This is a genomic window from Paenibacillus sp. S-38, assembly GCF_049942825.1.
GTDB lineage: Bacteria > Bacillota > Bacilli > Paenibacillales > NBRC-103111 > Paenibacillus_G.
In genome coordinates this window covers 4,390,093-4,414,676 of the sequence record NZ_CP187970.1, presented here as the reverse complement: position 1 = coordinate 4,414,676, position 24,584 = coordinate 4,390,093, and the positions used below count along the sequence as shown (strand labels likewise).

Annotated in this window: 14 protein-coding genes; all 14 read left to right on the top strand. The window is 61.3% G+C overall.

Annotated elements, in window-relative coordinates; all coding sequences use genetic code 11:
- Positions 1-1,154: 1,154 nt before the first annotated feature.
- The 14 genes from ACP26L_RS19720 (at position 1,155) to ACP26L_RS19655 (ending at position 24,573) form a co-directional block, all read left to right on the top strand.
- The gene (locus tag ACP26L_RS19720) at positions 1,155-2,249 is read left to right on the top strand and encodes a Gfo/Idh/MocA family protein (protein WP_426445649.1); all 1,095 of its coding nucleotides are present in this window, start codon (positions 1,155-1,157) and stop codon (positions 2,247-2,249) included.
- Positions 2,250-2,263: 14 nt separating this feature from the next.
- Positions 2,264-3,136 carry a sugar phosphate isomerase/epimerase family protein gene (locus ACP26L_RS19715; protein ID WP_426445647.1) on the top strand — a complete coding sequence of 291 codons (873 nt, stop codon included), beginning with the start codon at positions 2,264-2,266 and terminating at the stop codon, positions 3,134-3,136.
- Complete coding sequence (locus ACP26L_RS19710; protein ID WP_426445645.1) at positions 3,126-4,772, top strand: hypothetical protein; 1,647 nt, start codon at positions 3,126-3,128, stop codon at positions 4,770-4,772. The genes ACP26L_RS19715 and ACP26L_RS19710 overlap by 11 nt, the downstream gene beginning before the upstream one ends.
- 14 nt (positions 4,773-4,786) lie before the next feature.
- Positions 4,787-7,876 carry a glycoside hydrolase family 2 protein gene (locus tag ACP26L_RS19705; RefSeq protein WP_426445643.1) on the top strand — a complete coding sequence of 1,030 codons (3,090 nt, stop codon included), beginning with the start codon at positions 4,787-4,789 and terminating at the stop codon, positions 7,874-7,876.
- Entirely contained in the window at positions 7,831-9,945 is a 2,115-nt protein-coding gene (locus ACP26L_RS19700) for a hypothetical protein (RefSeq protein ID WP_426445641.1), read from the top strand. Before ACP26L_RS19705 ends, ACP26L_RS19700 begins: the two co-directional genes overlap by 46 nt.
- Positions 9,942-12,008, top strand: coding sequence for a beta-galactosidase (locus ACP26L_RS19695; protein WP_426445639.1), 2,067 nt, complete (start codon positions 9,942-9,944; stop codon positions 12,006-12,008). The genes ACP26L_RS19700 and ACP26L_RS19695 overlap by 4 nt, the downstream gene beginning before the upstream one ends.
- Positions 12,005-15,265, top strand: coding sequence for a glycosyl hydrolase (locus ACP26L_RS19690; RefSeq protein ID WP_426445637.1), 3,261 nt, complete (start codon positions 12,005-12,007; stop codon positions 15,263-15,265). The genes ACP26L_RS19695 and ACP26L_RS19690 overlap by 4 nt, the downstream gene beginning before the upstream one ends.
- A 2-nt stretch (positions 15,266-15,267) precedes the next feature.
- Positions 15,268-17,415 (top strand): YIP1 family protein, encoded by a 2,148-nt coding sequence (locus tag ACP26L_RS19685; RefSeq protein ID WP_426445635.1) that lies wholly within the window; start codon positions 15,268-15,270, stop codon positions 17,413-17,415.
- Positions 17,412-19,691 (top strand): DUF5696 domain-containing protein, encoded by a 2,280-nt coding sequence (locus tag ACP26L_RS19680; protein WP_426445633.1) that lies wholly within the window; start codon positions 17,412-17,414, stop codon positions 19,689-19,691. The genes ACP26L_RS19685 and ACP26L_RS19680 overlap by 4 nt, the downstream gene beginning before the upstream one ends.
- A complete protein-coding gene (locus tag ACP26L_RS19675; protein WP_426445631.1) occupies positions 19,688-20,554 on the top strand; it encodes a carbohydrate ABC transporter permease in 867 nt (288 codons plus the stop codon). Before ACP26L_RS19680 ends, ACP26L_RS19675 begins: the two co-directional genes overlap by 4 nt.
- A 45-nt stretch (positions 20,555-20,599) precedes the next feature.
- Complete coding sequence (locus ACP26L_RS19670) at positions 20,600-21,565, top strand: carbohydrate ABC transporter permease (RefSeq protein WP_426445629.1); 966 nt, start codon at positions 20,600-20,602, stop codon at positions 21,563-21,565.
- 37 nt (positions 21,566-21,602) lie between these two features.
- The gene (locus tag ACP26L_RS19665; RefSeq protein WP_426445627.1) at positions 21,603-22,328 is read left to right on the top strand and encodes a hypothetical protein; all 726 of its coding nucleotides are present in this window, start codon (positions 21,603-21,605) and stop codon (positions 22,326-22,328) included.
- A gap of 13 nt (positions 22,329-22,341) precedes the next feature.
- Positions 22,342-23,055: a hypothetical protein gene (locus ACP26L_RS19660; protein ID WP_426445625.1), complete on the top strand. Its 714-nt coding sequence runs from the start codon at positions 22,342-22,344 to the stop codon at positions 23,053-23,055.
- A 198-nt stretch (positions 23,056-23,253) separates the two neighbouring features.
- Positions 23,254-24,573 (top strand): ABC transporter substrate-binding protein, encoded by a 1,320-nt coding sequence (locus ACP26L_RS19655; RefSeq protein ID WP_426445623.1) that lies wholly within the window; start codon positions 23,254-23,256, stop codon positions 24,571-24,573.
- Positions 24,574-24,584: the final 11 nt, after the last annotated feature.

Below are 24,584 nucleotides of genomic sequence, written 5' to 3'. Positions count from 1 at the left end.
GCAGGAGAGGAGCGGCACGGCGGGTGGGAGCAGGGCTCACCCGCTTCGCTGTCCGTGCCGAGAGCACGTATGTGCCTGCGCCGGAGCCGCTCCCCGAGCTCGCGCCGCAGCAGATAGTTGGTGCGTGGGAGGAATGAGGGCCAGGGGAGAGGGCCCCCGGGACGCGGTCACTTACATCTTCCGGCCAGTACCGATAGCCGAACCTGAACTCCCCAAACGCATGGCAGTATGAGAGGCTGGGAAGCAGCGAATTGAAAATAAAGGAACTCAGATGCCTTATTCGTGTATTTCCCGGTATTTCCCACAGTTTAACGGAACTCAGATGTCTTATTGGTGATCGTTTCCTCAAAAACCATCATCAAATATCGAAATAGCGAACCTGAGTTCCTCTATTTCTAAAAATCACGTTCTACCTACGATCATAGCGAATCTGAGTTCCGTTATTTTCTTTGTTGGACCCGAAACTGGCTGCTGTCAGCCTTACCCCTGTGCCGAAAATCAGCTAGAGGACAGGCGGGAAGCGGTCCTTTGAAATGCCCCGTCCGCATGAGGGCTGTAGGGTGTTCCCGAAGCACCGTGCAGTGCTTATATGCCGCAGTTGCTTCCAGGCAGGACTCCTGTGTGCGGCCCATGTACGAAATTCCCTATAGGCTTGCCGGAACCCAATCAAGAGTGGCCTGCAGATAATAGTTTTATTTCCTTACAGATGGTGATCCCTTAATTGGTGACGTCCACCCGGATTTCAGCAAGCAGGCAACCTTCGTTGCACACCTTCTCGGACTGTGGAGTCCAAACGGGTCTATTAAAGGGTGACAAGCTCCTGAGTTTGAACAAACTAGTTCCCTGTGTTTTTTACTTTCGCAGACTGGGAAACTCGTGCCGGCTCATCAATCCGCAGACATTGACCCGGACTTCAGCCGGGCCGCCCCCTGCGTATTCACCCTCACATTCTTTAAGGCTCACGCCGGTTTTTGGCTCCTTTTGAACTCCACCCGATCGCAAAGATTCACGCTGTGCAAGCGTATCCACCCCGGCAGTCGAGGCCTTATTCTTATGCACCTGCCCAGGTGCACGAATGCTCCCCAATCTAAGCAGAAATCGCCTATAACCCCTTGCGCGGAACGGTGTATTGTTAGATGCAGAGAGGTGAGCTTATGGAATTCATCAGACCTGAACATTATGCACCCGGTAAGCTGAAGACAGCGGACGGGAAATCATACGGAATCGGCATCATCGGCTGCGGGAGCATCGCCAATACGGCGCATCTGCCCGCGTACCGCAAGTACGGCCTGCAGGTAGTCGCCTGCTGCGACGTCAATGAGGAAGCGGCACGGTCCACCGCCGAAGCGTTCGGCATCCCGTTCTGGACGAGCGACGTGAGAAAGCTCCTGGAGCGCGAGGATGTGGGGATCATCGATCTTGCCATCCATCCGGAGCCGAGGCTGCAGGTACTGCGGCTGATCGCCGAAGCGCCGAGGCCGGTTCTGTGCCAGAAACCGCTGGCACTGGATCCGAAGCACGCGCAGCTGCTGGCAGACGAAGCGGAACGGCTCGGGATCGTGCTCGGCGTGAACCAGCAGGCCCGCTGGGCACCGGCCCACAAAGCAATGAAAGCGGTGCTGGAGCAGGATCTCATCGGAGAGGTGTACAGCCTGCACCACGTGCTCCGCTCGTTCCAGGATCAGGCCGGCCGGTGGTGGACGACCATGAAGGATTTCAATATCGTTGACCACGGCGTGCATTATATCGATCTCTGCCGACATTTTAACCCCTCATCGGAGGAGTGGTCCCGGGTGCACTGCACAACGGCCATGCTGCCCGGCCAGAATGCGGTCGATCCGCTGATCTATTCGGCTAACGTGGAATTCGGGGCGGCAGGGGGAAGAAGTCCGCTGATGGCTTCGCTGCAATTTAACAATATCGTCAAGGCCAGCCGTTCGCACAGTCATACGTGGTGGATCGACGGGACGGAAGGCAGCCTCTGGTGCACGCAGGATACCTTGTACATGGCACTGAACAAGCACAAGAATGTCATCCACGAGATCAAGCTAAAAGGCTCGTGGTTCCCGGACGCCTTCGCCGGGTCGATGATCGCCTTCATCAACGCGGTCTCGGAGGGCCAGGCTCCGCCGGTAACGGCCCGGGACAATCTGCAGACCGTTGCCCTGACGGCGGCTATGGTCATCTCGAGCAAGGAGGGCCGGGTCGTCGAACGGTCCGAGATCCTCGGAAGGACGGTGACGGCATGAACCCGCTGGGTTTTATGAGTTACATCTATATGGGCCTGTCGGCGGAGGAGATGCTCATGGAGGCCCAAAGACACGGATTCCGGTACATCCAGCTTGATCCGAGGCAGAAGCTCGACGTGATGGACGAGGAACCGCTGTCCCCGGAACGTGCGCAGCGTCTGCGGGCCCTGTTCGAGGAAGCCGGGATCACGGTCGTCGGCTTGTCCGGCTACACCAATCTGATGCAGCCCGACCCGGCCAAGCGGGAGCAGAAGCTCCTCCAGCTCGAGAAGATGATCGACCTATGTCCCCACTATGGAACAAGGTATATTCTGACGGAAACCGGCAGCCTGCATCCGACCAACTCGTGGCGGGACTGCCCGGAGAACCGCACAGCGGATGCCTGGGAACAGCTCGTAGGGACGATCGGCAGGCTGAGAGACCGTGCGGTGGACAATGGAGCGGTGCTCGTGATTGAAGGCTTCGTGAACAATGTGCTCGGCAGTCCCCGTCAGGCGGTACAGTTGACACAGGAGCTCGGGGCCGAAGGGCTTGCAATCGTAATGGACCCGTTCAATTATTTGACGCAGGATGACCTGCTGCGACAGCGCGATGCGATGACAGAGCTGTTCGATGCGGCTGGGCACGACTGCCCGATGGCGCATGCCAAGGATGCCCTGTACGCCGAGGACGGGACGTTTACGACACCGCAGGTGGGCACGGGCCAAGCGGACTGGCCGCTCTACGCCGAATTGCTGGCCCAGCGGCTGCCCGAAGTTCCCTTAATCCTGGAGCATGCGAAGCCTGAAGAGGTGGAGGAATGCCTCGAACGGATCGCCGCAGCATTCGCCGCAGGCACGGCGCGGAGGCTGCCGGCCGGGGAAGGGACGGCCCGCCATGGCGCATAAACCGAGACTGGGCATACAAGGTCCCGTTGTGGGCTGGCCCGATCCTTGGGCGGGCGAAACATCGGATGAGATCATGCGGACTGGAACGGGAAGCCTGGTTCCATCCCAGGATCCGCGGCCGGAGCCGAAGCACTTCATGAAGGCGCTGTCGGAACTGGGAGCCGACTTCTATGTCCATCACGTAATGCCGGACGCAGAGGAAGTTCCGAAGCTGTTGGCGGACGCGGAAGAAGTGGGACTGGATGTGTGCCTCGGCAACGAATACGGCAACATCAACGGGTCATGGGTGGAAGGCACGAACCGCTACGACGTGACGGACACGGCCGTTGAGCAGGCCGCGCGGTCAGGCCGGTGCATCGGGCTGCTCTACGACGAGCCGGAGCACCTGCAGATCAACGCCGCGCAATACCGCAAAGACGGCTGGTACCCGCATTGGGGTTCCGTCGACGGCCTCGATCTGAACTCCGCCCGCCGGAGAATCGAGGAGGAAGTCGAGGCCAGAGGCCGCCAGGTACAGCATCTGCTGGAACAGGCAGGAACGCCGGTTGCGTCCATGCCGCTGATCAGCGAGCACGTCTTCCCGGTGATGTTCCACACCTTCGCCAGGGCAGGCATGGACGTATGCCCCAAGATCATGAAGGAATCGTTCCAGTCGCTCCAGCTGGCGACAGCGCTCGGGGCCGCCAAGCAGTACGGCCGCTCTCTCTGGATCTGTGCCGACCTGTGGGGGCCCGACGCAGGAGCCTGGTTCACGCGCTATCCCGGCTTCCCCGGCCACTCGCCGGAGGAATTCGAATCCGCGCTGAAGCTGGGCTACCTGATGGGACCGAGCCACCTGTTCGTCGAAAACGTGGACGTCCTGCTGCGGCACACGCCGCAGGGCTTCCGGAAGACCGAATACGGTGAGGTGTGGGAGCTCTTCACCCGCTCTTTCGTTCCCGCACATCCGCTTGCCTGGAACCACACCCAGGCGGAGGCCGATATTGCAGTGATCCACTCGGATGACGCGAACTACGGACAGAACGAGCGGGTCTTCGGGAGCCGGACGCTTGATTCCGGGGAAGCGCAGCAAAGTGTGTTCCACATCTGGCACCTGCTGAGCCGGGGAACCATTCCTTCCCATGGCAGCTGCATGCACATCCCGGGCTATGAATTCCCGCGGCATGAGCTGAAGCGCACAACGGCACCCGAGGCCTTCCCTCTGGAGAAGGGACGCGTGATAGGCGGCGAATCTGTCCATGGGCTGTTCTACCCGGCTCGCAGCGTACTCGTGTTCGATGAGAAGGTCACGGCGAAGACGCTGTGCAAGCCGAGTTTGACCTTAGCCGGGGGCAGCTCCCTCTCACCGGAGACCTTCCGGGCACTTGCTGCCCGCGCAGAAGAAGGCGGGGTTGTGATCATCGCCCGGTGGCTGCTTCCGGCGGACTGCCCTACGGAGCTGAAGATAAGCGGCCGCAGAGGAGCGGGCCGTTGGATCGTGACAGACCACTTTCTGGAGGATGTGGTGAGGGAAGCCGTGGAGCCGCACCTTGGCGAGCCGGGGTGCTGGACGCAGCGGTTCGGCGCATCGGAAGTGAGAATCACAGCGAAGAATAAGGAAGGAACCCGGCTGGAGTTTGAGATGGCAGGGAAGTGACGGGAGTGAGATTGATGAGCGTGCAGCCTGCACCACACGGGGATGCGTTCGCGGAGATTGCCTTCCGCGAGCATCCCGGCAGCCGGGACGGAATAAGCGAAATTCCGCCCGCCGCCTATGAGAAAAGCTTTTTTAACCCGTCCGCGGAAGCGGCTCCGGATAGCGCGGAACCGCCGTACGAGGCCCGGCTGCACGCTTACCGTGAAGAGCTGAAGGGTCTTCGCGAAGCCTATCGTCCGTTCATGCGCAGTCTGATCCCGCCGCCGCAGCTGCATCGCAGCAGACAGAGCTGCAGGCAATTCGATTTCCGGTATCAGACGGCCGAGGACGCCGATTTCAACCGGGTGCTCGAAGGTGCAGGAGACTGGGATTCCGTCACGGTACCCGACTTCCGCGGACCGACTGGGGAGAAGGGGCGGTGGACGGGGTTCTACCGCACGGAATTCACCCACGCTCCGGTACCCGAGGGAAAACGGGTCTACCTCGTCTTCAAGGGAGTCGACTACAAGACGGTGGTGTATCTGAACCGCAAATGCATCGGCAGCCATGAAGGCTTCTTCGCCCCGTTCGAGTTCGATGTGACCGATTATCTGCAGATGAACAATACGCTGGTGGTGGAGGTTCATAACGACTACCCGATGATGGGGGTCGGAGGCACGAAGCTCGACGGCGACAAGCTGTATGCGGCCACCGGGCCGGGCTGGGACGATCCGTACAGCGGGTGGAACCATTGTCCGCCGGGGGCCGGCATCTACAATCAGGTCTATCTGGAGGAGCGGCCGGCGCTGTTCGTGCAGGACGTATTTGTCCGCCCGGACATCGACGGGGGCTTCGTGGAGGTATGGATCGACGTATTCCAGACGGAGAGCGGGCTCAAGGAGAACTTCGGCCTGCAGCTGCAGATCATGCCGAAGAATTTCGAGGGGCCGCACCTTGGCCCGATGACCTTCCCGGTGGCCTATGCTGGGCCGGGACTGAATTATTACCGGTACAAGGTCGACTTCCCGTCCTTCCTTCTCTGGCGGCCGGAGACGCCTTACCTGTACACAGCCCGGATCGAGCTGCTGGAAGACGGCAGTCCGAGGGACAGCTTCGACCGCACCTTCGGTATGCGGAAGTTCCATATGGACGAGAGCGGTTCCCTCAAAGGAACGCTGTACCTCAATAACCGGCCGGTGATCCTGCGGGGGGCCAACGAAATGGGGCACCTGCAGCAGTGCGTCATGAAGGGGGATTACGAGCAGCTCATCGACGATATTCTGATCGCGAAGCTGGCGAACCTGAACTTCTACCGGATCACACAGCGCCCGGTGCAGGAAGAGATCTACGATCACTTCGACATGCTGGGCATGATGCACCAGTGCGATCTGCCCACCTTCGGCTTCATCCGCCGGAGCCAGTTCGTCGAGGGCGTGCGCCAGGCGGCGGAGATGGAGCGGCTGATCCGCAGCCATCCTTCGTCAGTCATGGTTTCCCTGATCAACGAGCCCTCCCGAACGGAGAAGCGGCGCAAAGGCCACCGGCATCTGCACCGCAGTGAGCTCGAAGCGTTCTTCGTCGCCTCGCGGCAGGCGATCTATGTGGAGAACCCGGACCGGGTCGTGAAGAACGCCGACGGCGATTACAACCCGCCCACCCGGGAAGGGCTGCCGGATTTTCACTGCTACAACATGTGGTACACGAACAATGGCATCTCCGTGGGCAAAATGTATAAGGGCTACCTGCCGGCGATCCGCGACGGCTGGAAGACAGGCTGCGGGGAGTACGGGACCGAAGGGCTGGACCGCCTCGAGCTCATGCAGGCCAAGTACCCTGCGCAGTGGCTCCCGGCTTCGGAGAAGGAGCGCTGGTTTCCAAACCGCATTCATGGAGCCCAGTCGTATTCCCTGCACGGGGACTGGTATCCCGAGCAGGAAACCGTGGGGGAGTGGATCGAGGCCAGCCAGAAGCATCAAGCGCTGGCGGCCCGGCTAATGACCGACGCTTGGCGTCGGAGAGCTGACCGGGTCGTATCGACGGCAATCCACCTGCTCATCGACGCTTGGCCTTCCGGTTGGATGAAAGCGCTTGTCGGTGTGGATCGTGTGCCGAAGCCCGCCTTTTTTGCATACAAAGACAGCCTGGAGCCAAGCCGCGTGAGCCTGCGCTGCGACCGCTGGAAGGCGTATGAGGGAGAAACGCTAGAGATTGAAGCCTGGCTGCTGAATGATACGCCGGAGGAGCTGGAAGGCTGCCGAATACTCGCTACGCTGCGGGATGACGAAGGGGATTATGCTCATTATGAAACCAAAGCAGGCGTGCAGGCGGCAGCGGCCGGGTATGCGGGGACGATCCGGGTGACCGTCCCGCAGACCGGGGACCGCAGGGCGATGTATGTGGATGCCTGCCTGCTGGATGCGCAGGGCCGGCGGCTGGCTCTCGAGCGCTTCGCCTTCGAAGCGTTCGCCAGATCATCGGAGGCATGCCCGAAGCCGGCCAAGGTGATCGCGGCCGACAGCGGCGCGCGGATGCTGTGCACGCTGCTGGACCTCCCGGCCGAAGGGCCGACAGGAGCAGGGCTGCCCGACGGACCGCTGCTTGTCACTTCCCATGAAGCGTATGAGGCCAACCGGACCGGGATCCTCGATCGGGTGAAGGCCGGAGGAACCACGGTGCTGGTGCTGTCCGGCGGGGCGGACAAATCGGAGTGGGACCTCGGGGGCTCCTCCGTACGGGCCGTGAAGCTCCGCGAGGTGTATACGCTCGCCTGCAGTCCGGCCGCTGATGAGGAAGCGCTCGGGTGGATGAAGGCGGATGACTTTGCTTACTTTTACAACCTCACACAGGACCGGCTGGACGGAATCGCCGGCTGCTGGCTCGAGGGCGAAGGGATCGAGCCCATTCTCTGGAGCTACCGCTCGGAGGGGGAAAAGGACGGCAAGCGCAGGCTGCCGGTGGCTGGTGTAAAGCAGCTGGGCCGGGGACGCTTGTACCTGATCTGTATGCCTCTCGCCGGAAGGGCCGGCTGCAATCCGACCCTGGACCGTCTGCTGATCTCGCTGCTGGGGAGGAAAGGAGAGTGCGAGCCGTGCATGCCATCGTCAGCCGGGACGGACGAAAGCTAGCCGAAGCGGGAGCCCATGCTGAGGGGGGCAGACTGCGCCTTGGCCGGCGCGGAGCGCAAGGGGATTCGTGGTTCCTCGATGAGCCGCTGGAGAATCTGCTGACCTTCTCAGAGGGCGTGCCTTGGCGGACCGCCGCCGTCTCTCTGGAGGATGTGTATGTCTGCCCCTCCGGAGAGGAGCCCAGGCTGCGGATCAGCGCCGTGGCCAATGGGGTGCTCCGCATCAAGCTGGAGCTTGCCTTCGATGATCACTCGCTGCTCCGGCTTCAGGTTTCGTGGACGAATATTTCCGCGCGGACCCTGCAGGATGCCGCGGCAGGCCTGCTGCTCCCTCTGCCGAAGGGAGAGCAGAGCAAAGTGACGATTCCCCACATGCTCTACAACGACAACCCCTCCTCCGATCTCCAGCGGATCGTGCCGAAGCTTGGGATGGGCCCCGGCAGAGGGGTCATCTGCGAAGAGCACAGGCTTCCGATCCCCGGGGTGAATGTCGAGTGGCAGGAGAGCAGGGAAGGGGAAACCGCCTCCTGCTTCTCGCTGTTCTCGATCCCTTCCTATTCGGAAACGGAAGAGGGGACCGTGCACTACGGTTCGCTGGGAGCGATAGACGAAGAGAAAAGCATCGTGGCCGCCGCCCTGAGCGGCGTCGTGATGTTCAACGGAGAGAAAGATGTCGTCTGTACGGCCAAAAGCCGGACGGACAACTGGCGCGGCGGTTATCTAAGCCTTGCCCCCGGGCAGACGCTGGCGAAAGAGTATGCGCTCGACTGGAGCGATGGGGTTCTTCCGGGACGTGGTTTCCGGGAGCTGGTCCGGCGGGCGCCCTATCTGTACGACCCGCGCGGGGCTGAACCGCTGACGGTGGAAGAGATCGTCCGCCTGAAGACGAACGCGCTCGACGGACGCTGGAGAACCGGCGGAGGCGGAGAGGCCGGCTATGTCAAATTCGCTCCGGAGGCCGTTCCCGGCCGGGCGCCCAAGCATCCGCCGCACTTCATGTACGGCTGGACGGGGCAGTGCCTGAAGCTGGCCTGGTGCGACCTGAAGCTCGGCCTGCGGCGCGGGGAAGAGGACCGCATCGCAAGGGCGGTGCAGGCGGCGGATTTCTACCTTCACGGCAGCCGGACAGCGGCACAGGGGCTGCGGTACGGCATGTTCAACCTCGCCGAAGGGCGGTGGGATCACTACCGCTGGAACGGCGAAGAGGTGGTTCCGAGCCGCGCGCTCGGCGAGACGATCGCCGATCTGGCCGATCTGGCGCTGGAGCTGCGCAGCCATGGCCGGGAGATCCCGGCGGGCTGGACGGAGGCGGTCCGCGAAGCGGCGGACTGGTTCCGGCGCAGCAGGCTGCCGTCGGGCGTCTATCCGGCCGCCTGGCGGACGGACGGCACCCCGGCCGACGAGATGATCACGGCCGCAGGCCTGCCCTGCACGATCGCCCTGGCCAAAGCCTACCGGTTGGGCGGAGACCCCGCCGATCTGGCTGCGGCGGAAGCCGGCCTGCGAAGCTATTATGAAGCGCATGCGGCCTCGTTCGACCGCCCGTTTGCCCGCTCAACGCTGGATGCGAGATGCGAAGACAAGGAAGCGGGGATGTACTATTTCCTCGCGGCTTATGAACTCTACACCCTAACAGGCCGTGACGAGTACCGGGAGTGGACTGAGATCGGGGCGGACTGGATCCTGACCTTTGTGTTCCACTGGAATCCGGTGTATGACCGCGGCACTCCGTTCCGGGAGCGGAACTTCCTGGCTGCAGGCTGGCCCGGGGTCAGTGTGCAGAACCATCATCTCGATGTCTATTTTCCGACCTATGAGCTGTGGAAGCTCGGCCGGATGACCGGCCGGTCCGATTATGAGCGGATGGGCCGGATGTCCTTCGGCGTCATGGGCCAGGGCATCTGCACCGAGTCCGGAGAGTATGGATTCAGCAGGGCGGGAGAGCAGGGGGAAGGATTTTTTCAGACGAATTGGAACGGCAGAGGACACAGCAACACGTGGAACCCGTCCTGGGTGATTGCGCTGGTGCTGCAGAATGCCCTGCGGTTCAGAGAGGAGGAGAGCGGATGACGGCAGTCCGGTTCGGCAAAATCCGGTTCGGCGGCGACTATAACCCGGAGCAGTTTCCAAGAGAAGTCTGGGACGAAGATATGAAGCTGTTCGGCGAGGCGGGCATCGATATCGCGACAGTCAACGTGTTCTCCTGGGCACTGAACCAGCCCGATGAAGAAACGTACCGGTTCGAGTGGCTGGACGAGGTGCTGGACCTGCTCCATGCCAGCGGCGTTGAAGTCTGCCTGGGCACCGGAACAGCAGCCCATCCCGCATGGATGGCCCGCAAGTACCCCGATATTCTGTCCGTTGCCTATGACGGGAAGAAGCGGAAATTCGGGCGGCGTCACAACTCCTGCCCGCACAGCCCTGCGTTCCGGCGGTTCGGACCCGAGATGGCGAGGCGCCTGGCGGAGCGGTACCGGGATCATCCGGCGGTATCACTCTGGCACGTGAACAACGAGATCGGCATTCGCTGCTACTGTGCGAACTGCGAAGCGGCATTTCGGGAGTGGCTGAAGCAGCGGTACGGCACGCTCGATGCCCTGAACAGCGCCTGGTACACCCGTTTCTGGGGGCATACCTATTATGATTGGGAAGACATCGTGCTTCCGAGCGGGCTCAGCGAAGGGATGCAGGGAGGCAACTCCGACCAGACCGCTTTCCAGGGGATGACGCTGGATTATTACCGGTTCAACTCGGACAGCTGGCTGGAGTGCTATCTGCTGGAAGCGCGGGCGATCAAAAGCATCATTCCGGATGCCGTGGTGACCACCAACTTCCAGGGGAATGGCACGTACAAGCCGCTGGATTACTTCCGGTGGGCGCCCCACCTGGACGTGATCGCCCTCGACATGTATCCGGAGAACGACACGCCGGCGAGCGTGATGGCGCTCCGGTACGACCTGATGAGGGGGTTAAAAGGCGGAGAGCCCTTCCTCCTGATGGAATCGACCCCTAGCGTGATCAACTGGAAGACGGTGAACCCGGCTAAGCCGCCTGGCGTCATGCGGCTGCGGAGCTGGCAGGCGGTGGCCCGCGGGGCCGATTCGGTCATGTTCTTCCAGCTGCGCCGCTCACTGGGCGCTTACGAGAAGTTCCACGGCGCGGTCATCGACCACTGCGGGCATGGGAACACCCGCGTGTTCCGCGAATGTGCGCAGCTCGGGGCGGAGCTTCACCGGCTTGGCGGCCGGCTGCCTGGAGCCCGCACGGAGAACCGGGTGGCCCTGATCTTCGACTGGGACAACTGGTGGGCCGTCGAGATGGGCGGCGGACCGTCCGCCTATCTCAAATATGTGGAGCTTATCCAGCACTATTATGACGCGCTCTTCAGCAGCGGCATCGGGGTGGATCTGATCCCGCTGGACAGCGATTACGAGCGGTATGACGTGGTGCTGGCGCCGCTGCTCTACATGGTGAAGCCGGGAATCGCGGAAAAGCTCGAAGCTTACGTCGGGAACGGCGGCACGCTGGCGGTTTCGTTCTACAGCGGCATTGCAGATGAGCATGACCGGGTCGTGCCCGGCGGCTATCCGGGGAAGCTGCGGCGGCTGCTCGGCCTGTGGGTCGAGGAGATCGACGCCCTGTTCCCGGACCAGCGCAACGGATTGCGGCTGCTGCAGGACATCGGCGGGATGCCGAAGGGAGATGAGCATGCCTGCGGCCTCGTCTGCGAGGTGGTCCATCCGGAAGGCGCGGAGACGGTGGGCGTCTTCACGGACCGGTATTACCGGGATGCGCCCGCACTTACGCGGCACTGGTTCGGCCGGGGTGAAGCGTGGTATACGGCGACCCGCCCGGACCCCGCCTTCATGCGGGAATGGCTGCGTCATCTCTGCGAAGGGAAGGGGATCCGCCCGATCTATGATGGGGTGACCGGTGTGGAGGTAACCCGCAGGGAACGGGACGGGAAAGCGTACACCTTCCTGCTGAATCACAGCGATGAACCCCGGGAGGTTCATCTGGGAAGCGCGGTGGTGCAGGACCTGCTGAGCGGAGCCCGAATCAGCGGCACCGCGGTCGTGCCGGCCCAGGGCGTCCTTATCCTGAGCGCGGAAGAAGGGGGTGACGGCTCATGAGCAGCACGGAAACCCTGCGCGGACGGTTCGATAATCCGCCGGCCGAGTTCCGTGCAGCACCGTTCTGGGCCTGGAACGACGCGCTGCAGGAAGAAGAGGTAATCCGGCAGATCGGGGAGATGAAGGAAGGCGGCATGGGCGGCTTCTTCATCCACTCCCGCGACGGGCTGGAGACTGAATACATGGGCACGGAGTGGATGAAGCTCGTCCGGGCGGCCGTCGAAGAGGCGGAAGCCCAAGGCATGCAGGCGTGGCTCTACGACGAGGACCGCTGGCCGTCGGGCTTCGCGGGCGGACTCGTGCAGGCGCGCGGCGGCGATGACTATCGGGCGAAGGGATTGACGCTCGAGGTCGTCCCGGCGGAGAAGGAAGGCTTGGGCCGCCTGGCCGAGAGGCTGGCTGACGGGGCACCCGTGGCGGTCTTCCGCGCGGTGATAGCAGAGCGAAGCCTGCTGAGCTGCAAGCGCCTGTACCTGCAGGCGGAACCCGTAAGCGAGATGGAAGCAGCAGCGGCTGCGGAGAACACCGTGCTGGCGCCGATGACGGAGCCGCAGCAAGAGCATGAAACCGTATTTCTGCTCTTCCGCGTGGAAGTATCCGAGCGGAGCGAATGGTTCAACGGCGAGGCACCCCCCGATCAGCTCAATCCGGATACGGTGCGCACGTTCATCGATCTCACCTACGAGGCCTATGAGCGGGAGATCGGCAGCAGCTTCGGGACGGCGGTGCGCGGTGTGTTCACCGACGAACCGAGCATCCATGACCGGCACTGCCGGTTCACCGCAGGCCGCGGCTGGCTGCCGTGGAGCGGATCGTTCCCGGCATTCTACCGGGAGCGGAGGGGCAGCGACGTGCTGGATACCGCCCCTTACCTGTTCTTCGACGGAAGCCTGTCGCCGCAGGCCCGCCACGACTACTGGCGCACGGTGACGGAGCGGTTCAGCGAAGTTTACTCCGGGCAGATCGGGGAGTGGTGCGGCAGCCGCGGTCTCGCTTTTACCGGGCATTACCTGTGGGAGAACAACCTCGGCACGGCTACACGAGTCTGCGGGGCGGTCATGCCGAACTACCGGTACCAGCATGTGCCCGGCATCGATATGCTTGGGGAACAGACGAATGAGACGATCACCGTCAAGCAGTGCACCTCCGTCGCCCATCAATACGGCCGCAAGGTGGTGCTCAGCGAGACCTACGGCTGCACGGGCTGGGGCTTTACCTTCGAGGGACAGCGGTGGGTCGGCGACTTTCAGTACGTGCTCGGCGTGAATCTGCGCTCCCAGCATCTCGCCCTGTATTCGATCAAGGGCTGCCGCAAGCGCGATTATCCGCCGGTCTTCCACTACAACACGAGCTGGTGGAAGTACAGCCGGGTGATCGAGGATTATTACGCGAGGCTCTCGGCGGTACTGACGGAAGGACGCCCCATCCGCGATGTCCTGGTTCTTCACCCTTCCACCACCGCGTGGAGCATGGTCGGCACGGGGCCATACGGATTCCCGGCCCGGGGCAAAGACCGGGACGTGTCCGCCGCCAACCGGTACGGGCATGAATTCAATGCCTTCCTCCGCGGGCTGCTCGGCGCCCATTACGACTTCGATCTGGGAGACGAGATCATCCTGTCGGAGATTGGGAGCGTCCGGCAGACGGAAGGGGCGGCGAAGCTGGCGGTGGGCGGGGCGGAATACCGCACGGTGGTGCTGCCGGAGATCCGCACGATGCTGCGAAGCACATTCGTGCTGCTGACCCGCTTCCTGGAAGCCGGCGGCAGGGTGGTTGCTGTGGGCCCGCCGGCCGAGCTGCTGGAAGGGCGTCCCGCACCCGAGCTGTCCCGGTTGTACGGTCACCCGGGCCTCACGCTGGTCCCGGATGACGCCTCCGCAGCCACAGCAGCCGCAGTCGCAGCCCTACTTGAGCCCATCCTGCCCCGCCGCGTCAGCATCAAGCACCGGACGCCGCAGCAGGCGGAACCCGCGGAGGCCGGCCAGATGCTCTACATGCTGCAGGAAGCGGAGAACAGCAAGGTGCTGTTCCTCGTCAACAATGACAAGGAAGAGGAACAGCAGGTGACAATCACCGTAGAGGGAGAGGGCCTGCTCGAAGAGTGGAATGCGCTTACAGGCAGGGTGACGGTCATTCCCGTCCGGCGCAGCCGAGAAGGCCTGCTGCAATTCGACGCAAGCTTCGGTCCGGCCGATTCCAGGCTGTATGTGCTGCATACGAACCGGGCAGCGGAAGAAAGCCAGGCTGCAGCGCCGGGGTCCGCAGCCGAAACGTCCCTTGAACCTGCCGTCACCATCCGTATGGAGCTCCAGGAACCTGCCGGCTTCAGCCGCACGGCGCCCAATGTGCTCACGCTGGACCGCTGCTCCTACCGTCTCCAAGACGGGGAGTGGTCCGGGGAGATGGACGTATGGCAGGCCCAGCGGGCGATCCGCGAAGCGCTTGGCATGCGCCAGGTATATGGCAACGGACTGGAGCAGAGGTACCGGTGGGTGCATGAAGCCCACCCGGGAGACGGTACGCCGGCCGCGTTCCGGTTTCATTTTGAAGTAACGGACGTTCCGGAAGGGGAAGTTCATCTGGTGGTAGAGTCCGCAGGAGACTATGAGCTGCGGCTGAACGGCACCCCGGCTCCAGCGGTGCCGGACGGCTGGTTCCTGGACCGCTCGTTCGACCGCGTGCCCCTCAGGGGGCTGCAGGCGGGCCGCAATGAACTGATCCTGATCTGCCGGTACCACCAGCGGATGGAGGTCGAGGATCTCTATCTCATCGGGGATTTCGGTGTGGATGAGGGCAGAAAGATCATTCGCGAACAGGAGAAGCTGCAGCTCGGCGACTGGTGCCTGCAGGGCTACCCGCATTATGCCGGAAGCATGGTCTACCGGTTCACGGTGGACGGAGGCCCGTCTCCGGGCGGGACGGCATGGCTCGAGCTCGGCAGCTTCCAGGCGGTCACGGCAGAGGTCCGGATCAATAGAGAAACCGCGGGCCACGTGCCATGGAGGGCCGCCGGACGGCTCGACATCAGCGGACGCCTGCGGGAGGGAGAGAACCTCATCGAGGTGGAGATTATGGGAAGCCCGCGCAATCTGCTCGGCCCGTTCCACCACACCACAGGGGATCCGTCCATTACCAGCTGGTCGTCCTTCCGGAAGGAAGGCGGCGATTACAGCCCGGCTTACCGGCTGCGGCCTTACGGCTTATTCGGCGGAATCAGGCTGTACCGCGTACAGGAGCAGGGAGGAGAGGGAGGTTAAGCATGAGAAATACTGGCAGCTGGCGGAGGCTCATTGCGGCCCTGATCATCCTGTGCACCGCGCTGATGCCGGGGGCCGCACAAGGCGAAGTGAAATATCCCACGTTTACGAAAGACAGCTACGGCAACCTGATCTGGCTGCAGCCGGCTTATTATCCGTTAGGCGTTCTCGGGGGCGACCTGACGGCGCCGGAGGGTAATGGCAGCACGGCTCGGATCCCTTCGCCGATGCGGAATCCGAAGGATATTTTTATCGATACGAACAACGAGGTCTACATAGCTGATACGGGGAACAACCGGATCGTTCACATGACGGAGCAGGGGAAGCTGATCCGCTACCTGACCCTGCCGGAGAGCCCGCTGCAGAAGCCTGAAGGGGTCTTCGTGACAAGCAAGGGCGAGATCTACATCGCGGATACGGGGAACAAACGGGTCGTCAAGCTGGGCCCGGACGGAAAGCTGCAGCAGGAATTCGGACGTCCGGATTCCCGATATATCTCGGAGACGTTCACCTATGACCCGGCAAAGGTCATGGTCGATGAGCGGGGATTCCTGTATATCGCGGTGCACGGCGGGTATGAAGGGCTGGTGCTGCTCGATCCCCGCGGCAAGTTCCAGGGCTTCTTCGGCGCCAACCGGACGGCCTTGTCCCCGCTTGACGCACTGAAGCGGATGCTGTACACGAAGCAGATGTACGCGAACGAGGTCGCGAAAAAGCCGGAGACGATCAACAGCGTGGCGACAGATCAGAACGGCTACATCTATACCGTCACCGGGGGAATGACCAAGAGTGATCAGCTTAAGAAGCTGAACACCAAGGGAGCGAACCTCCTGCGCAGCTCGGTCAAATCGTTCGGCGAGTCCCGCCCGGGTGATGCTGCGGCGGCCGCGGCGGCTGCCGCCTCCACAACAACGCAGGGGGCGGCGGCTCCACAGCTGATCGACGTGGCGGTGGACCGCAGCGGGAACATGATCGTGGTCGACCAGCAGTTCAAGTATATCTCGCATTACGACTATGCCGGGAACCTGCTGTACTTCTGGGGCGGCCCGTCCGCCGCTGGCTCTTCGCAGGTCGGGCTTCTGAAGAGCCCGGCGGCACTGGATGTCAATTCACGCAGCGAGCTGTTCGTTCTGGATGATCAGGAGAATATTGTCCAGGTGTTCCGCCTCTCGGAGTTCGGCCAAAAGGTCGACGAGGCCAACCAGCTGACGCTGGCGGGGAACTACAACGGCAGCGAAAAGCCGTGGGGGGATGTGCTGCGGATGAACGCCCAGTTCACGCCTGCGATCCTCGGACTTGCCAAGGCCGCCTTCCACAAGGAGGACTACCCGAAGGCCCAGGCGCTGTTCAAGGAAGCCGGCGACCGCGAGGGCTACTCCGAATCGTTCTGGCAGATCCGGATGCTCTGGTTCCAGAGCAACTTCTCCTGGATTGCCAGCTTGACGGTGTTCGGCAGCGTGCTCTACCTGTCGGCAGGCCGGTGGACGGCCGGTATGTCCTTCCGGGCCCGGTGGAGCCGGAGAAGCGAGCCCCGCAGCTCCTTCCTCCGCAGCCTGAAGCACGCGGTCTATATCCTGAAGCATCCGGTCGACGGCTTCACGGCCGTGCGGTACGAAGGCAAGGGCACCTATGCCAGCGCATTGGTTCTGCTCGCCGCCGTCTATCTGGCCCTGGTGTTCAAGGAGACCGTGACCGGGTTCGCCTTCAATATGACACGCATGGTAGACGTGTATACGCTTTTTCTGCAGTGCTTCATCGTGTGGGCGGGGTGGGTCTTCTCGAACCATCTCGTGAGCTCCATCTACCGCGGGGAAGGACGCTTCCGGGACATCGTCATCGGCAGCTCTTATGTGTTCGTTCCGTATATCGTCGTGGGTGTTCCGCTGGCGCTGCTCTCGAACGGCATGACGCTGTCCGAAGAGTCCGTCTACTCGATGATCCTCACCGGCATGACCCTGTGGACCGGCCTGCTCCTGTTCTGGAAGGTGCAGTTCATTCACAATTACAGCGTCGGCGAGACGGTCATCAACATCGTACTTACGCTGTGCACCATGCTCGTGATCGGCGTTCTGCTGTTCGTCACGGGCGGGCTGACCAGCGATCTGCTTTCCTTAATCCGTGAGATGCTCCAGGAGGTGGTGAACCGATGAGCAGGTTCCGAATTCCCGGTAAGAAAAACATCATCATCGCGGTCCTTCTCGCCGCCGCCCTGATCTATGGAGCCGTCAGCGTGCCCGTGGAGTTCAAGCCGGCGGCAGGCAGCCGCACGGCTCTGGGCGCGGCGGAGCAGGGGACCGCGGAGACCCCGGCGCAAGCCGTGCAAGCCCGGCTTCCGGAGGAGCAGGACTTCAAAGTGATGTCTGAGTCCGATGCCCTGAAGCTGAAGCTTGACGCGAAGACGGGGCATTTCATCATCGAGGACAAACGCACGGGAAGCGTGTACCGTTCTTATCCCGAACCGAAGTTCTGGGCGCAGGAGAAGATCTCCGAGAACTGGAAAAAGCATCTGGCCTCCCCACTGATGGTGCAGTATGTCGACTTCTCGAAGAGCAACGTGCAGGCCAAGGAGACGAACATGGCGGCAGAGGGAGGGCAGATCAAGGAAGTGAAGGAGATCCCGGGCGGGTTCTCCCTCGTCTACGAACTGCCTGCCACCGGCTTCCGGATTCCGGTCGAGGTGACGCTTCAGGGAGATTATGTCCAGACCAAGATTCCGCGTGACGGCATCCAGGAGACGAAGATGGGGCTGATCTGGGTCCGCCTGTATCCGTTCCTCGGGGCGGAATATTCCGCAGGCCAGGACGGCTACATGTTCATTCCGGACGGCGCGGGAGCCCTCATCCGGTACAAGGAGAACGGCAACAACGTCAACAAGATCTACGATGAGAGCGTCTACGGGCAGGACCAGACCTTCGCCGGACTCGGCAGCAACCGCAACAAGATCATCATGCCGGTCTTCGGCATGAAAACCGGTGCCAAAGGATTCCTGGCCGTGCTGCATGAAGGGGAAGAGTATGCCAATATCGTAGCGGCTCCCGCCGGCGTGCTCAGCGGCTACAACTGGGTGACGGCGCAGATGAATTACCGCGCGAGCTTCCTGCAGTTCACGAGCCGCAATTCGCCGGACGAATGGGGCTATGTCGACTACAACCGCGACGAGCTCTTCGGAAGCGACCGGGTCGTCCGGTATTATATCCTCGGTTCCGACAAAGAGGGATATGTCGGCATGGCACAGACCTACCGCGACTATCTCATGAAGGAGAAGGGGCTCAAGCCCCGCGAAGGCGAAGACAAGAACCTTCCCCTGCACGTCGACCTGATCGGCGGGGACCGGGAGGAGGGCGTGGTCAGCGACCGGTATATCAAGCTGACGGATACCTCCGATGCCTCCCGCATGGTCGACACGCTTACGCAGAAGGGTGTTCCCCGGATGTCCCTGACTTATATGGGCTGGCAGAAGGGCGGATACAGCTCCTTCGGCCGTTCGCTCCCGGCGGATTCGTCCATCGGCGGCAGCGCAGGAATGAAGTCGTTCATCGATAAGGCCCGCGGATACGGGTATCCGGTCTACCTCGATACGGAGCTTGCGGCTAACAATACGGGAGGCGGCGGCTTCGACGACCGGTTCCACGCCAAGGTCAACCTTGCCGGCCGCAATCTGTCGCTCGGACTGCTCTATAACGGGGAGCGGGTGCCTGCGGTCAGCGACAAGTTTGCGGAGCAGAGCCTGGTGGCCGCGCTGCCGGATTATAAGGAGCTCGGGGTCAGCGGTCTGGTCATGAACGGGATCGGGCAGCGCCTGTACAGCGACTACAATACGGGCTTCGGTGCTCCCCGGGACGAGGCACGGGATGTGCAGGAGCGGGTGCTGGGAAGGGCCAAAGAGACGCTGGGCAGCGTCGTAGGGACCCAGTCGAACTTCTATGCCCTGCCGTATATCGACCACATCCGGAAGCTGGTCTACGACCATTCCTACGATCTCTTCACGGATGAACCGGTGCCCTTCGCGCAGATTACGCTGCACGGTCTCGTTTCGTATTCCTCCGAATATGTGAACAACCGACAGGAGGACGTGAACGACTTCCTCCGTGACATCGAGTACGGGGCGGAGCCCTCGTTCATCTTCACCCAGGCACAGACCCAGGCCTTCGTGAACGCTTACGGCATCCGGTATTACAACACGTACTTCCCCGCTTGGGAGAATGAAGCTGCAGAGCAGTATAAGCGGTATAACGAAGCGCTCGGCCCCGCGCAGAACCAGTTCATCACGAACCACCGGACGCTCGCGCCCGGCGTGAAGGAGACGACCTACGCGAACGGCAGGAAGCTGATCGTGAATTACAACCGGGAGCCTTACCAGACCGCTGACTACACGGTTCCCGCACAGAACTTTGCGGTCCTCAAGGAAGGAGGGGGAGAGTCGTGAAAAACAGGCTGAGAATGAACTCATCGCTTACGGAGTATCTCGAAGGCACGCTCTTCATCGCCCCTTGGCTGATCGGGTTCCTGGTCTTCATGGCGTTCCCGATCGGCTACTCCCTGTTCATGAGCTTCCAGAACGTGACGATCACCGCCTCGAGCACGACGACGGAGTTCATCGGGTGGACGCATTATCGGACCATTCTCTTCGAGAACGGAAGCATCCTGTATAACGATCTGCTGCCGTTCCTGCGGCAGGCGCTGTTCATGATCCCGATCATCGTCATCTTCGCCCTGCTGATCGCCATGATGCTGAACCAGCCGTTCGCGGGCAGAACCCTGTTCCGCGCGATCTTCTTCCTTCCCGTCATTCTCGCGACTGGCGAGGTCGTCAAGGAATTCCTGATGCAGGGTGAAGGCGAGCTCGGCTTTATGGCCAAGTACAACGTCTCGGGCATCATCGGAGCCTACCTGTCTCCGACGTGGTCCACGCCGTTGATCTCGATTCTGAACTCCTTCGTGCTCATCCTGTGGTACTCCGGCGTCCAGATCCTGATCTTCCTCGGCGGGCGCCAGACGATCTCGAATTCGGCGTACGAAGCCGCCCGGATCGACGGGGCGGGCCCGTGGGAGACCTTCTGGAAGATTACGCTGCCGGCCATGACGCCGTTCATCTTCCTCAACATGATCTATACCGTGGTCGACCTCTTCACGTTCCCGACCAACCCCATCCTGCAGCGGGTGCGGGAGAGCGAGTACGGGCAGTACAGCGCACTGATCTGGATTTATTTTGCGATCATCAGTGTGTTCCTGACGATCATCTTCTATGTGTTCCATCTTGCGACCAAACCGCAGCGGGCGGCCAGGTAAGCCTATGCCCGCAACCAATTCATGAAGAAGGAAAGGAGGGACACCATGCTGGGTACCAAGCTGGAGAAAGGGACCAAAACCCGGCGGTCCGAGCTTCCGCTGCTGCTGGACCGGGCCCGCTGGAAGATCATCGGCAGGGAAGCCGATAAAGGGCTGCTGTTCAAATGCTTCATCTACCTCATCCTGCTCGATGCCGCTTACATCTATCTCAAGCCGGTGTTCCATATGCTGGCGACCATGCTCAAGAATCCGGGCGATCTGCTGGACCCGTCCGTGAAATGGTTCCCGAATACGCTCTATCTCGGCAATCTCCAGGAAGCGTGGGAGTGGCTCAAGTATCCAAAGGCGCTCGGGATCTCGCTGACGCTGTCCCTGTCGGTGGCCGTGCTGCAGACGATTTCCTGCGCGGTGACCGGGTATGCCTTCGCCAGGCTGAAGATTCCGTTCAAGCGGCTGCTCTTCGGCTGCCTGCTGCTGACCTTCATCGTGCCGATGCAGGTGACGATTCTGCCGAACATTATTTACGCCAGAGAGCTCGGAATGCTCAATACGATCTATCCGATCATCGTGCCGGCCTTCTTCGGCCTGGGACTGAAGGGCGCGCTCTTCGTCATCATCTACCGGCAGTTCTTCTCGACCCAGCCGAAGGAGCTGGAGGAGGCGGCACGGATCGACGGGGCGGGCGTATTCAAAATTTTCTACAAGGTGATGATGCCGCTCGCCAGACCCGCGATCCTCGTCGTCTTCCTGTTCTCGTTCGTATGGACGTGGAACGACTTCTATCTGCCGAGCATGTACTTGTCGGATATCGAAACCGCGCCGCTCTCCATGGGCATCTCGCGAATCGCATCGGCGCTCCGCCAGCAGGCCGAGGTGTACGGCCCTTCGGTCACGGACGAGGCGATCCGGATGGCGACGACGTTCCTCATGATCATTCCGCCTATGCTGCTCTATCTGTTCACGCAGCGGTGGTTCATCGAAGGCGTGGAGCGGACCGGATTGGTGGAATAGAGAGGAGCCGGAGGGTTCGGCTGAGAGGAGGAACCATATGAAACGCTTGAATGGGCGGCCGCTGGCCGCACTGCTCGCGGTACTCTTGATGCTGAGCGCATTCCTGTCCGCCTGCTCCCAGGAGGAAGCGGCAGACGGGCAGGAAGCAGCGCCCGCAGGGACCAAGAAGCTGCTCCTGCTGAAGAAAAAAGAGGGCAGCGGCGACCCCGTGCTGATCAGCCATCTGGAGAAGCTCGGATACCTCGTCATGGATATGTCGGAGAATGAATTCACGGCGCAGGCGGCGAAAGATTACGCCGTCATCTATGTCAGCGACTCGGTCAATGCTTCGCGTCTGGACGGCGGACTGAAGAACGCGTCCGCAGGCATCGTCTATGCGAAGGCCCAGCTGGCGGAGACGGCCGGCTTGGCGGGCCCCCTCAGCTACGGACATCAGCAGGGGACGGCGGTTCAGATCAAAGATGCGAAGCATCCCTTAGCAGCCGGACTGTCAGGGGAGCCGGCCGTATATAAGGCGGCCGGAAGTATGGGCTATGCCGCTCCCGGGAAGGAAGCTGCCGTTATAGCTGCGGCTCCCGGCGATGAGAAGAAGGCGTTTGTGTTTGCCTATGAGAAAGGGGCGAAGGATGCCGGCGGGCAGACTTTGCCGGGACGCCGGGTGTTCTTCTATATGCCGACCGGCGAAGAGACGAACCAGTCGGAGCAGGGCTGGAAGCTGCTCGATGCGGCGATCGCATGGGCCGCACAAACCCCAAAATCATAAGGAGGCAGGGACCATGAAACGTATGCTGGGATTGATCATGCTGGCCGGCGCGCTGCTGCTCTCTTCAGCGTGCCAGCAGGAAGAGGCCGCTCCAACAGCCGCTCCGCAGAACAACGCGAAGAAAGCGCTGCTTGTCGGCCGGGATGGCGGCGGGGACGCCATCCTCGCCAAGCGCCTGCGCGAGAAGCACGGCATGGAGGTGACGATCGTCGCGGACAAAGAGGTCACCACCGAATCCGCCAAAGGGTACGGGCTGATCTATGTCAGCGAATCCGTCAACTCGGGCAAAATTCAGGACAAATTCATCACGCTTCCCGTGCCCGTCATCTATGCGGAGGTCCAGGCGGCACCGCAGATCGGATTATCCGACGAAGAGGCCTACGGACATCTCGAGGGCTCAAATGCGGCGAAGACGCTTGAGATCAAGGACAGCGCACATCCCCTGGCCGCCGGGCTCTCCGGCAAGGTCGACGTGTACAAGGACAACGGGAAGATGGGCTATGCAACCCCGGGAGAAGACGCCATTGTGATCGCCACCGTCCCGGGTGAGGAGCAGAATGCGGCCATTTTCGCGTACGATAAGGGGGCTACGAAGGCCAGCGGACAGCAGGCGGCCGCCCGTGAGATCCTCTTCTACCTGTTCAACGGGGAGGAGATCAACCAGACGGAGGAGGGCTGGAAGCTGTTCGACGCCGCCGTGGAGTGGGCGACAGGCTCCTCCAAATAAACCGTGTGAAGGCACCTGAACAGCCTTGAAGCGAGGGGGGCCAGGATGCGCCGAATAACCTATAAAGTCGAACCGCCCCCCTAATGTCCCGTCCTTCTTTTCATACTAAAGTAGAACAAGTAAGCGGTAACATATTACGGTCATGGGCTTCGGCCAGTCATGGCACTGAAACGCAAAAAAGGGAGGTTCCGTTCAGGCATGAACAAGAAAAAGTGGATTGCCGCCGCATCGGCGCTGGCCTTGACGATGTCCGTCGCAGCAGGGTGCACCGATGCGCCTGTGGCCAGCGAGAAGGCCCCGGAGGCCAGCAAGGGCGAGAAAGCGCCGGATAATGAAATTTTCATCTACACCGTGTATCCTGCTTTCTACGCCAAGGAAGAGAACTTTGAGAAGCAGATCGGCCAGCACCTCAAGAAAAAGTTCCCGAATTTTACGTTCAAGCATGTGCACTGGGACAATCCGGGCCGGCAGTATAAGGACCTGATCGCCGCCGGTACGATTCCCGACATCATCATCGACAATGCCCGGATGAACCTGCAGCGCTACATTATGAAGAATGACCTGCAGTACGACATGTCGGAGCTCATCAAGAAATACAACTTCGATACGAGCAAATTGAACCAGGCCGCCTTCGCACAGATGAAGAATGTGACACCGGAAGGACATATCTACGGTCTGCCGTTCCAGCTCAGCGATTTTGTCCTCTTCTATAACAAGGACATCTTCGATAAATTCGGCGTCGACTATCCGAAGGACGGGATGACCTACGACGAGATCTATGAGCTTGCCAAGAAGCTGACCCGCGTAGAAGGAGAGAACACATACAAAGGGTACCAGCAGCATCCGGGACTCTATATGAACTACAACCAGCTGTCACTGTCGCCGCTCAGCCTGACGGAAGATAAGGCGGAGCTCAGCACGGACAGCTGGAAGAAGGTCGTCGATAACCTGCGTCGCTTCTACGAAATTCCGGCGAACCAGTTCACATCGGTCGATGACTTCCCGAAGGGCAAGATGGCGATGAGCGTTCACGTATCCGAGAAGATCATCCAGTGGCATGAACAGAACAAGAACTTGAATTTCGATATTGCCTCCATGCCGTCATTCCCGGATGCGCCTCAGACGAAAGCGCAGCCGAATATGTACTCGGCCTACATCACCAAGCAGTCGACGAAGAAGGATCAGGCGTTCCAGGTGATCTCCTATCTGCTGTCCGAAGAGATGCAGATCGAATTGTCGAAGGAAGGCATCATCGGTCCGCTGGAAAGCAAGGCGGTGCAGGACGCCTTCGGCAAAAACCTGCCTCAAATGCAGGGCAAGAATACGAAAGCGATCTTCGCCAGCAAGAATGCCATGCCGCCGGCGGCCCGCGCGAACGGACTTACCTATGTCGATGTACCAGTGCACAACGTATTCTCCCCGCTGATCTTCGGCGAATCGAAGGATTCGGCTACCGCCCTGCGGATGATCGAGGAGCAGACGACGAAGGGCATCCAGACGGAAAAAGCCGCGAAATAAAAGGCGGCGAA

Excerpts from the sequence above, each read along its gene's own strand:
- ACP26L_RS19680 (WP_426445633.1), top strand. The coding sequence starts at position 17,412 with ATGAGCAGGTTCCGAATTCCCGGTAAGAAAAACATCATCATCGCGGTC.
- ACP26L_RS19720 (WP_426445649.1), top strand. The coding sequence starts at position 1,155 with ATGGAATTCATCAGACCTGAACATTATGCACCCGGTAAGCTGAAGACA.
- ACP26L_RS19665 (WP_426445627.1), top strand. The coding sequence starts at position 21,603 with ATGAAACGCTTGAATGGGCGGCCGCTGGCCGCACTGCTCGCGGTACTC.
- ACP26L_RS19670 (WP_426445629.1), top strand. The coding sequence starts at position 20,600 with ATGCTGGGTACCAAGCTGGAGAAAGGGACCAAAACCCGGCGGTCCGAG.
- ACP26L_RS19695 (WP_426445639.1), top strand. The coding sequence starts at position 9,942 with ATGACGGCAGTCCGGTTCGGCAAAATCCGGTTCGGCGGCGACTATAAC.
- ACP26L_RS19710 (WP_426445645.1), top strand. The coding sequence starts at position 3,126 with ATGGCGCATAAACCGAGACTGGGCATACAAGGTCCCGTTGTGGGCTGG.
- ACP26L_RS19690 (WP_426445637.1), top strand. The coding sequence starts at position 12,005 with ATGAGCAGCACGGAAACCCTGCGCGGACGGTTCGATAATCCGCCGGCC.
- ACP26L_RS19685 (WP_426445635.1), top strand. The coding sequence starts at position 15,268 with ATGAGAAATACTGGCAGCTGGCGGAGGCTCATTGCGGCCCTGATCATC.
- ACP26L_RS19705 (WP_426445643.1), top strand. The coding sequence starts at position 4,787 with ATGAGCGTGCAGCCTGCACCACACGGGGATGCGTTCGCGGAGATTGCC.
- ACP26L_RS19715 (WP_426445647.1), top strand. The coding sequence starts at position 2,264 with ATGAGTTACATCTATATGGGCCTGTCGGCGGAGGAGATGCTCATGGAG.
- ACP26L_RS19655 (WP_426445623.1), top strand. The coding sequence starts at position 23,254 with ATGAACAAGAAAAAGTGGATTGCCGCCGCATCGGCGCTGGCCTTGACG.
- ACP26L_RS19660 (WP_426445625.1), top strand. The coding sequence starts at position 22,342 with ATGAAACGTATGCTGGGATTGATCATGCTGGCCGGCGCGCTGCTGCTC.